A 9,922-nucleotide genomic window follows, 5' to 3' on the forward strand; every position below is an offset into this window, starting at 1 on the left:
CCCCGCCGCGGGAAGTTGCCGCCTTGGCGTGTGCCGGGGTGCAGGCCCGCGCCCGCGCCGTCGTCGACGACGCGGCCCGGCCGTGGTGGCTGGACGGCATCCATCTGGCCGCCCTGGCCCTCGCCGCGCTGGCGCTGGTTCCGTACCTGCAGGACGTGTGGCACTGGGCACTGCACATCGACCCCGGACAGCACGCCATCGCTTTCCACTTCTCCGGCTGGTATCCGTGGGCCGGAGGTCCCACGCGGATACGGCTGCTGCCCTACGGGCTGCTCCCGCTGGGTTGCCTGATCGCTCTGCTGCGTGGCAGAGCGTGGCTCGCGCTGCCGGCCGCGGCGGCCATGATCTGGGCCGGCGCCACGGCCCACGGCCGCACCCTCTTCGGCAGCGAGGGCAAGGCGGGCTTGAGCTACTACGGGTTGGGCGCCCCGCTGACGGCCCGTGACCTGGTGCTCTCGGGAACACTGTGCGCCGCGTGCGCCGTGCTGGCGCTCTGCCGTCCCAGCCGCCTGCGACGCCACTCCTACCGCCGGCTGGCCCCGGTCGTGCTCGCCATGTTCATGGCCGGGAGCCTGCACATCATCTCCGTCAGTCCGGCTTTCCAGCGCGGCTTGTTCGTCCTCGAAGTCACCGCGCTGCTCGGCGCGTGGGTTGCGACGGCAGCCACCGGAGACCACCGGTGGCTGATCCCCGTCGCGGCGGTCGCGATCGTCCGCACGCAGGCGATCGTCGTCCAGCCGGACGCGTTCATGCAGTCCCTTCCGGACCTGGTCGTTTTCCTCCTGCTGATCGCGCCCCTCCCCGCCCTGGCGATCACCGCCCAGCGCCGACAGGGGCAGGCACTCCCCGAATAGGAGCCGACCCCCGGTGGGTCGGCCGAGCCCGGCGGCCACGTCGTGCCACAAGACGTGCGTGGCCCAACTCCCCTCAACGGAAGAAACAGAGCGATGACTCAGCACGATTCTCCGGCCCTGCCCGCGCACCGTCCGGGGGCCTCAACGCAGGGCACCGCCGACCCCAGCCCGTCGCGGACGACACGGCCGTGGATGCCGGCTCTGCTCTACACCCTGGGGTTCCTGACGCTCTACCTGCTCGCCATCTGCACCCCGTGGGGGCAACGAGCCGAGAACGCCCTGTTCGGTCTCGGTGAACAGGGCAGCGAAGACGCATGGATCTACCCCCTGTCAGGATCGGCCTACGGCTCGACGCCCCTGCCGCCGCTGGAATTGAGCGCCAAGCCCACCCTGATGGTGGGCCTGGCCGTCATCGTGGTCCTCACCCTGGTGCGGCGGTGCTGGTGGCCGGGGTGCGCGGCGCTCGGCGTCGTCATTGTCACGACCGGAGGCAAGGAGGTGCTCAAATCGACCCTGCCCCGCCCCGATCTGGTGGGCGCGCCCGAGAATCTCCTTGATCAGGGTTTCCCCAGCGGGCACACCGCCATCCCCGCCGCGCTGACCCTCGCCGCCGTCCTCGTGGTCTCCCCCCGCATCCGCCCCTACATCGCCACGGCCGGTGTGCTGTGGCTCGCCTGCATCGCCGCCGCCAGCGCGACCATGGGCGGCCACCGGCCCAGCGAAGTGCTGGGGGCCACACTGTTGGCCTGTGCCTGTTACGGCCTCGCGACCTGGCTGCTGCCGCCGGCCGCCGCGCCGGGCGCCACGCGGAGCCCCCGAGCGCTGCCCGTCATCACCCTGACGGTGGCATTGGTCATCGCCCTCGTTTCCGGCGCACGAAGCGACACCCTCACAAGGTCACTGGTCTCCGGGGCGACGGGCTTCATATGTGCGGCCCTGGTCTGGTACGCCGCAGTCGGGCGGCCCGCACACACCGCACGCCGCACACGCCCCGCACGGGGTTGACCACGCGGCCGGCTCCGGGCGGGAGCCGGCGCATCCCGGCGAAGCGGTAGCTGTACGGAACCCGCCCTGATCAGGGCAGCTGGTCGTAGACGGTTCGGACGTAGGCGGCGCTGCGGTCGGAGCCGAGGATGCCCGGTGCCATCTTGTTCATGACGTAGGAGATGGTCATGCGCCGGTCGAGATCCGCGATGACCATCGAGCCGCCCCAGCCGCCCCAGAACGCGATCCTGCCGTCAGGGATCCAGGGCAGGGTGTCCTTCTTCGGCAACGCGAAGCCGATACCCCAGCGAGACGGCAGGCCGTTGACGAGGTCGACGCCGTCCGCCTGCACCTCGAAGACGAGGTCGATCGTCTTCTCGCTGAGCAGCCGGATGCCGTCAACCTGACCGCCGCGGGCGAGCGCGGACAGGATGCGGGCGACGGAGCGGGCATTGCCGTGGCCGTTCGCCGCACCGATGTCCGCGGCCCGCCAGGCCGGGGTGTTCGCGGTTGCCGCCGCCACCGCCGGGCCGGTCAGGGTCTTGTAGGCGGGATGGGCTGTCCCGAGGGCCGCCGGATCGAGGGGCAGCGGGGGCGGCGGCACGATGTCCGCGACACGCGTCCAGTCCGCTTCGGCCGCGCCGATCTGGAAGTCCGCTCCCAGCGGGCGGGCGATCTCCTCGGCGACGAACTGCCGCAGGGACCGGCCGGTGATCCGGTGCACGAGTTCCCCGATGAGGTGCCCGTAGTTCATCACGTGGTAGCCGGAGGCTGTGCCCGGCTTCCACCACGGGGTCTGCGCGGCCATCCGGGCCGCCGCCCCGCGCGTGTCGTACAGGTCCTCCACGGTCGCCGGCTGCTCGAGCCCGGAGACACCGGAGGTGTGGGAGAGCAGATGACGGACTTCGACGTCCCGCTTGCCGCCCGCGGCGAACTCGGGCCAGTACCGGGCCACCGGCGCGTACACGTCGAGTTCGCCCCGGTCCACCAGCATGAGCGCGGCGAGACTGGTGACGGTCTTCGTGATCGACCACACGTTGGTGAGGGTGTCCTCCTCCCAGGCGGCGCTGCGGGCGACGTCGCGGTGCCCGCCCCACAGGTCCACCACGCGCTCACCGTCGATGTCCACGACCAGCGAGGCGCCGATTTCCGCACCGGATGCGATGTTCTGCCGCAGTGATTCCCGTAGGCCCGCGAAGCGGGGCTCGGACGTACCGTGAATTGCGATCATGGCGCGCTGTCCTTCGTCGATGGTGCCGGCCAGGCGGCTCCGCTGTGCCACCCGGGCGGGACTCATGCCCGGTGGGGTACGCCGCCCAGACGGCTCCGGCAGGTATGGCCGACACCGTCAGTGTCCAAGGCTGACACCGGTGTGAAGGTCAAGCGGCGCAGGTCACGGCGGGTTCAAGCGCTGTCATCCGCGGTGCGGCCCGGTGCGTGTTCCTGCTGCCCGTTGGTCTCGCGCAGGGCCGCGAGATAGTCGGCGATCGCGTCCCTGTTGCGGGTCAGACAGTCGATGCGTGCTGTGAGGCGGGCCTGCTCGGCTTCCAGGAGCGCGACCATCTCCGGGGTCAGACCGGAGAAGCGGATGCTGCTGTGCGGGGTGGAGATGCACGGCAGGACCTGCTGGATCAGGCGGGTCGGCAGACCGGCCCGCAGAAGGTCTCGGATCTGCGCAATCCGCCCCAGGGCATTTTCGTCGTACTCCCGGTAGCCGTTTTCGGAGCGACCGGGCGCTATCAGACCCTGCTGTTCGTAGTACCGCAGCAGCCGCGGAGTCGTTCCCGTGCGCTGCGCCGCCTCTCCGATGCGCATGCCCTCGATCTTAGGCCAGGGCAGCCTCCAGAAGGCTGTGACCTGCACGGTTTGACCTTGACATCAGTGTCAGGGAGGACGCTGACGACGTTGGCGAGGTTCACCGGAACCGTCTCGGCGGCGTACCCCCACCGGGCATGCGTCCCGTCCGTTGGCACACCGGGGCCTCGCGATCAGTGGCATCGACGAAAGACATGAGCACCATGAACCTGACACCAGAGGCCGCAGCACTACTGGAACGCTGGATACAAGCGGCCGGCGGCATCGCTCCCGCGCTCGCGGGGGAAGGCGACCTCAGCTGGGCGGAAGTGCGGGACAACTACGGCAGGGAACTCGCCGCCGCTCTCCCGGCACCGCACGGCGTGACCTTCGAGAGGACCGACCTCGATGGCGTGCCGGCCATGCTGGTGGTGCCGGAGGACGTGACCGATGACCGGACACTGCTCTACCTCCACGGCGGAGGCTACGTACACGGGGCGGTCGAGGGCTATGTCGGACTGACCGGCCACTACGCCAAACGCCTGCGGGCACGGGTGCTGGTGCCCGACTACCGCCAGGCACCCGAGCACCCTTTCCCCACCCCCATCGACGACGTGTTCACCGCCTACCGGGCGCTTCTCGCGGCGGGGACCGCTCCTGAGAAGATCGCGATCTCGGGTGACTCCGCCGGGGGCGCGATGGTGATCACGGTCATGCGCAAGGCACGCGACGCGGGCCTGCCGTTGCCCGTGGCGGGCGTCTCCTTCTCGCCCTGGGCCGACCTGACGCACTCCGGCTCCTCGGTCCAGAGCCGCAACGGCCTCGACCCGTTGACCAGCGGAGAATTCCTGGAGAAGCTCGCGCGCACGTTCCTGGGCAACGCGCTGCCGACCGATCCGGACGCCTCGCCCGTCTTCGCCGATGTGCGCGGCCTGGCCCCGACCTTGATCCAGATGGGTGAGAACGAAGTGATGCTCAGCAGCGGCATCACGCTCGCCGGACGGCTCGCGGAACAGCGCGTCCGCACCACCCTTGAGGTGTGGCCCCACATGTTCCACGTCTGGCACCTGCTGGCCGGCCACATGGCCGAGGCCGACGAGGCCCTCGACAACGCCGTCTCCTTCATCACGCGGGAGTACGAGCGGGCGCGCTGAGCCTGTTCTTGTCTTCCGGCCTCGCATGGCGTCTCGAACTGAGTCGCTCACCCGGGGGTTCGCCGGACGCGGGGTCGGCCTTCGTCTGCATCATGTGCTCCGGCCACGGTGCACATGACCACGGCGAAGGCCGACCGTGAGGGTGAGTCTGCTGCCCGACGCTGTCCGGTGCTGTCCGGAGGGAAGCGTTCGCGGAAGCGTCCCGCCGTCGTGCGCCGCGAAGACGCCCCGGGATTGGCCGGATCCGGTCCCTCGGCGGAACCTCCGGCATACGGGAAGCGTCCAGGAAACACCCGCCAGGCGCACAGCGGGCGGACAGCGCGGACACAGATCGTCTTCTCGTCGTGTACGCGGCAACTCCGCCCGCCGTTTCCGCCGGGCGGCCCGGCGCGCCCGCCACCTGGGCGATTCCCCGGGACCGCCCCCAATGCGGCCGGGGCGGCGAGGATGTGACGGTGTATGACCCGGGGGGATAAGTCGGCATCAACCACCGGTTATTGCCTCATGCCTCGCTGACCGAATTCGCCCCCACTTGAACAACGGCGAGTCAAATTCTTGTTACGCACCTATCCGAATCGATCGCCGGATGACAATCTCTGGTCGGCCCGCTGCGCGTCGGCTGACTGCGCGGTAAGGCCGTGATGTACCGCTACGCGCACCACTCGCACCACTCCTGCTCGACCGGGCGACCCACCCATGGCCGTCCGCACCCCCTACACAGGGCCGCGACCCGGCGGCCCCAAGGCAAGGAGACCGAGTGAGACCCTTCGCTTCCTCCCCCCGTAAGAAGACCGTCCGCGCCGCGGCGTTCATCGCCTCCGCCGCCATGGTGGTCATCGGTGTGCAGACCGGCCAGGCCAGCGCCCAGCCGGAACGCTCCCGCGAGGCGGGCGCCACGGCGCTTCCGCTGACCGTCACCGAGCGCGCCACCGCGATCAAGGCGGCCCAGGCCGACGCCTCCGCGCAGGCCGAGTCCCTCGGGCTCGGGGCCAAGGAGAAGCTCCTCGTCCGCGACGTCATCAAGGACGCGGACGGCACCGTTCACACCCGCTACGAGCGCACCTACGCGGGGCTGCCCGTCCTCGGCGGCGACCTGGTCGTCCACCAGAAGGCCAGTGGCACCCGGACCGTGACCAAGGCCACCAGCGCGCGGATAGCGGTCAAGAGCACCGACGCCGCCGTGGCCCCCTCGGCCGCCTCCGGCTCCGCGCTGAAGGCCGCGCCCGAGACGACCACCGGCGAGAAGGCCAAGTCGCCGCGGAAGGTGGTCTGGGCGTCCACCGGCAAGCCCGTCCTGGCCTGGGAGTCCGTCGTCACCGGGACGCAGGCCGACGGCACCCCGAGCGAACTGCACGTGGTCACCGACGCCACCACCGGCAAGAAGCTCACCCAGTGGGAAGCCGTCAAGAACGGCACGGGCACCAGCAAGTACAGCGGCACGGTGACCCTGGGCACCACCAAGAGCGGCTCCACCTACAGCCTCACCGACGGAGCGCGCGGCAACCACAAGACGTATGACCTGAACCAGGGCAGCTCGGGCACCGGCACCCTGTTCACCGACGCGGACGACGTATGGGGCGGCGGACGCCAGACCGCCGGCGTCGACGCGCACTACGGCGCCGCCGAGACCTGGGACTTCTACAAGGAGTTCCTGGGCCGCAACGGCATCAAGAACAACGGCGTGGGCTCGTACTCCCGCGTCCACTACGGCAACAACTACGTGAACGCGTTCTGGCAGGACTCCTGCTTCTGCATGACCTACGGCGACGGTTCGGGCAACGCCAACCCGCTGACCGCGATCGACGTGGCCGCCCACGAGATGAGCCACGGCGTGACCGCCGCCACCGCCAACCTCAACTACAGCGGTGAGTCCGGCGGTCTCAACGAGGCCACGTCCGACATCTTCGCCTCCGCGGTGGAGTTCTACGCGGGCAACTCCTCGGACGTCGGTGACTACCTCATCGGCGAGAAGATCAACATCAATGGCGACGGCACCCCGCTGCGCTACCAGGACAAGCCCAGCAAGGACGGGGCGTCCCGGGACTACTGGTCCTCGACGCTCGGCAACATCGACGTCCACTACTCCTCCGGGCCCGCCAACCACTTCTTCTACCTGCTGTCCGAGGGCAGCGGCGCGAAGACCATCAACGGCGTGAGCTACAACAGCCCGACCTACGACGGCTCGACCGTCACCGGGATCGGCCGGGACAAGGCCATCAAGATCTGGTACCGGGCCCTGACCACGTACTGGACCTCGACCACCAAGTACGCGGGCGCCCGCACCGGCACCCTCAGCGCCGCGGCCGACCTCTACGGCTCCGGCTCCACCGAGTACAAGGCGGTCGCCGCCGCCTGGACCGCGATCAACGTGAAGTAGCGGACGCCGCACAGCCGGCAGGGGCGGGCCGTATCGGGGAACCGGTGCGGCCCGCCTCCGGGCCGTGCCCCGTCATCCCTGTCATCGCCGCTGATCAGCGCTTACGCTGCTGCCATGACTCAACAGGTACGCGGCGTGGTGGCCCCCGGCAAGGGCGAGAAGGTCAGGATCGAGACGATCGTGGTGCCGGATCCCGGCCCCGGCGAGGCGGTGGTGAGGGTCCAGGCGTGCGGCGTCTGCCATACGGACCTGCACTACCGGGAGGGCGGGATCAACGACGAGTTCCCCTTCCTGCTCGGCCACGAGGCGGCGGGCACCGTGGAGTCCGTGGGCGACGGCGTCACCGAGGTGGCCCCCGGCGACTTCGTGATCCTCAACTGGCGGGCGGTGTGCCACGAGTGCCGGGCCTGCCGCCGCGGCCGCCCCTGGTACTGCTTCAACACCCACAACGCCGCCCAGCCCATGACGCTGACCGACGGCACCGCCCTGTCCCCGGCGCTCGGCATCGGCGCGTTCGCCGAGAAGACGCTGGTGGCCGCCGGCCAGTGCACCAAGGTCGACCCCTCGGCCTCGCCCGCCGCGGCCGGGCTGCTCGGCTGCGGGGTGATGGCCGGGATCGGCGCCGCGCTCAACACCGGCAACGTCCAGCGCGGTGACTCCGTCGCCGTCATCGGCTGCGGCGGGGTCGGCGCCGCCTCGGTCGCCGGGGCGCGGCTGGCCGGGGCCGCGAAGATCATCGCCGTGGACCTGGACGAGCGGAAGCTGGACTGGGCCCGTTCGCTGGGCGCCACCCACACCGTCAACGCGAAGAGCGCCGACGTCGTGGAGGCCGTCCGGGAGCTGACCGACGGCAACGGCGCCGACGTCGTCATCGAGGCCGTGGGCCGCCCCGAGACCTACCGGCAGGCGTTCTACGCCCGTGACCTGGCCGGTACGGTCGTCCTGGTCGGCGTCCCCACCCCCGAGATGAAGCTGGAGCTGCCGCTCCTGGACGTCTTCGGGCGCGGCGGCGCGCTCAAGTCCTCGTGGTACGGGGACTGCCTGCCGTCCCGCGACTTCCCCATGCTGATCGACCTGTACCGGCAGGGCCGCCTCGACCTGGACGCGTTCGTCAGCGAGACGATCGGGCTGGAGGACATCGAGGAGGCGTTCGCCAAGATGCACCGCGGTGAGGTGCTCCGTTCGGTGGTGAGCTTCTGATGACCCCGCCGCCCGTACGCGTCGACCACCTCGTCACCTCCGGCACCTTCTCGCTGGACGGCGGCACCTGGGAGGTGGACAACAACGTCTGGCTGGTCGGCGACGACCACGAGGTGTACGTGATCGACGCGGCGCATGACGCCGACGCCATCGCGGACGCCGTCGGCGACCGCCGGCTGCTCGGCATCATCTGCACCCACGGCCACGACGACCACATCGACGCGGCCCCGGCGCTCGCCGACCGCACCGGCGCGCCGATCCTGCTGCACCCGCAGGACGAAGTGCTGTGGCGGATGCGCCACCCGGACCGCGCCCCGGACAAGCCGCTGGCCGACGGCGACGTCCTCACCGTCGCCGGCGCCCAGCTGCGGGTGCTGCACACCCCCGGCCACTCCCCCGGCGCGGTCTGCCTGCACGCACCGGCGCTGACCACGGTCTTCTCCGGGGACACCCTCTTCCAGGGCGGGCCGGGCGCGACCGGGCGCTCGTACTCGTCCTTCCCGACGATCGTCGCGTCGATCCGGGAGCGGCTGCTGACGCTGCCCCCGGAGACGGTGGTGCGCACCGGCCACGGCGACTCCACGACCGTCGGGGACGAGGCCCCGCACCTGGAGGAGTGGATCGCGCGGGGCCACTGAGCCCCGGCGCCCGGTCGGCCCGGCGCGCGGGGCTGTGCTCATCGGGGCGGCGCGCGGGGCCGCGCTCACCGGACCGGCTCGTGGGGCTGTGCTCCGGACCGGCTCCCGGGGCCGCGCTCACCGGACCGGCTCGTGGGGCCACGCTTACCGCCCGGCGCGCGGGCCTGTGCTCACCACCCCAACTCGCGGGGCTGTGCTCCGGACCGGCGCGCGGGGCCGCACTCACCGGACCGGCTCGTGGGGCTGTGCCTTCCGCTCCGGCTCCCGGGGCCGCACTCACCCCCGTCGGCGCGCGGGGCTGTGCTCATCGGGGCGGCTCGCGGGGCTGTGCTCACCGGACCGGCTCGCGGGGCCGCGCTTGGCCTGTGCTCACCACCCCGGCTCGCGGGGCCGCGCTCATCGGACCGCGGCCCCGCGCACCATCCCGGCCACCGGCACCGGGCGCTGGAAGGAGCGGTCGCAGTGGACGAGCGGGGCGTCCTCACCGGCGTGGGCCGCCACGACCCGGCCGATGAGGACGGAGTGGTCGCCGCCGTCCACGACGCGGTGCAGTGAACAGGCGACCCGGGCTACCGCCTCCGGTATGCCCGGCAGCCCCAGCTCCATCGGGAGGGTGTCGCCCGCCGCGAACCGGTCCGTGCCGGAGGCGGCGAAGCGCCTCGCGATGTCCGCCTGTCCCTCCGCCAGGATGTTGATCATGAAGCTGCGGGCGGTGGTGAACGCCTCATGGGTGCTCGCGGTCCTGCCCAGGCAGATCAGAACCAGGGGCGGGGTCAGGGACAGCGAGCTGAACGAGCTGCCCGTGAACCCCCACTTGCGTCCGGACGCGTCGACCGTGGTGGCCACCGTCACGGGGGCGGGCACCCGGGCCATGGCCCGGGTGAACTCCTCAGGGGTGATGGTCATCGACGTTTCACCACT

The 9,922-nt window shown here is 71.1% G+C and carries 9 protein-coding genes; 6 read left to right on the forward strand and 3 right to left on the reverse strand.

All coding sequences use genetic code 11. The annotated features are described in order from the left end of the window. Positions 1-854, forward strand: an 854-nt coding sequence (locus tag AXW62_RS09955) for a hypothetical protein (RefSeq protein ID WP_060944196.1), incomplete at its 5' end; no start/stop codon positions are given. A gap of 93 nt (positions 855-947) precedes the next feature. Beyond that, positions 948-1,859 carry a phosphatase PAP2 family protein gene (locus AXW62_RS09960; protein WP_060944186.1) on the forward strand — a complete coding sequence of 304 codons (912 nt, stop codon included), beginning with the start codon at positions 948-950 and terminating at the stop codon, positions 1,857-1,859. A gap of 70 nt (positions 1,860-1,929) precedes the next feature. Here the strand turns inward: AXW62_RS09960 and AXW62_RS09965 are convergent, their stop codons facing one another. Next, positions 1,930-3,069, reverse strand: coding sequence for a serine hydrolase domain-containing protein (locus tag AXW62_RS09965; RefSeq protein ID WP_060944197.1), 1,140 nt, complete (start codon positions 3,067-3,069; stop codon positions 1,930-1,932). 173 nt (positions 3,070-3,242) lie between these two features. Continuing rightward, positions 3,243-3,653: a MerR family transcriptional regulator gene (locus AXW62_RS09970; protein ID WP_060944187.1), complete on the reverse strand. Its 411-nt coding sequence runs from the start codon at positions 3,651-3,653 to the stop codon at positions 3,243-3,245. Between the two features lie 194 nt (positions 3,654-3,847). On the opposite strand from AXW62_RS09970, the gene AXW62_RS09975 reads away from it, so the two are divergent. From AXW62_RS09975 to AXW62_RS09990, 4 genes are all read left to right on the forward strand, one after another. Further along, on the forward strand, positions 3,848-4,786 hold the full coding sequence (locus tag AXW62_RS09975; RefSeq protein WP_079115553.1) for an alpha/beta hydrolase: 939 nt from the start codon (positions 3,848-3,850) through the stop codon (positions 4,784-4,786). Positions 4,787-5,543: 757 nt separating this feature from the next. Further along, entirely contained in the window at positions 5,544-7,163 is a 1,620-nt protein-coding gene (locus AXW62_RS09980) for a M4 family metallopeptidase (RefSeq protein ID WP_060944188.1), read from the forward strand. A 114-nt stretch (positions 7,164-7,277) separates the two neighbouring features. After that, positions 7,278-8,363 carry an S-(hydroxymethyl)mycothiol dehydrogenase gene (locus AXW62_RS09985; protein ID WP_060944189.1) on the forward strand — a complete coding sequence of 362 codons (1,086 nt, stop codon included), beginning with the start codon at positions 7,278-7,280 and terminating at the stop codon, positions 8,361-8,363. After that, on the forward strand, positions 8,363-9,001 hold the full coding sequence (locus tag AXW62_RS09990) for an MBL fold metallo-hydrolase (protein WP_060944190.1): 639 nt from the start codon (positions 8,363-8,365) through the stop codon (positions 8,999-9,001). Before AXW62_RS09985 ends, AXW62_RS09990 begins: the two co-directional genes overlap by 1 nt. A gap of 396 nt (positions 9,002-9,397) precedes the next feature. Here AXW62_RS09990 and AXW62_RS09995 read toward each other — a convergent pair whose 3' ends face one another. Beyond that, entirely contained in the window at positions 9,398-9,907 is a 510-nt protein-coding gene (locus AXW62_RS09995) for a flavin reductase family protein (RefSeq protein ID WP_060944191.1), read from the reverse strand. Positions 9,908-9,922 lie beyond the last annotated feature (15 nt).

Origin of the sequence: Streptomyces hygroscopicus subsp. hygroscopicus, assembly GCF_001553455.1 — a bacterium.
Classification (GTDB): Bacteria; Actinomycetota; Actinomycetes; order Streptomycetales; family Streptomycetaceae; genus Streptomyces; species Streptomyces hygroscopicus.

Coding starts and splice junctions, on each gene's coding strand:
- AXW62_RS09960 (WP_060944186.1), top strand. CDS start 948: ATGACTCAGCACGATTCTCCGGCCCTGCCCGCGCACCGTCCGGGGGCC.
- AXW62_RS09995 (WP_060944191.1), bottom strand. CDS start 9,907: ATGACCATCACCCCTGAGGAGTTCACCCGGGCCATGGCCCGGGTGCCC.
- AXW62_RS09990 (WP_060944190.1), top strand. CDS start 8,363: ATGACCCCGCCGCCCGTACGCGTCGACCACCTCGTCACCTCCGGCACC.
- AXW62_RS09975 (WP_079115553.1), top strand. CDS start 3,848: ATGAGCACCATGAACCTGACACCAGAGGCCGCAGCACTACTGGAACGC.
- AXW62_RS09965 (WP_060944197.1), bottom strand. CDS start 3,069: ATGATCGCAATTCACGGTACGTCCGAGCCCCGCTTCGCGGGCCTACGG.
- AXW62_RS09985 (WP_060944189.1), top strand. CDS start 7,278: ATGACTCAACAGGTACGCGGCGTGGTGGCCCCCGGCAAGGGCGAGAAG.
- AXW62_RS09970 (WP_060944187.1), bottom strand. CDS start 3,653: ATGCGCATCGGAGAGGCGGCGCAGCGCACGGGAACGACTCCGCGGCTG.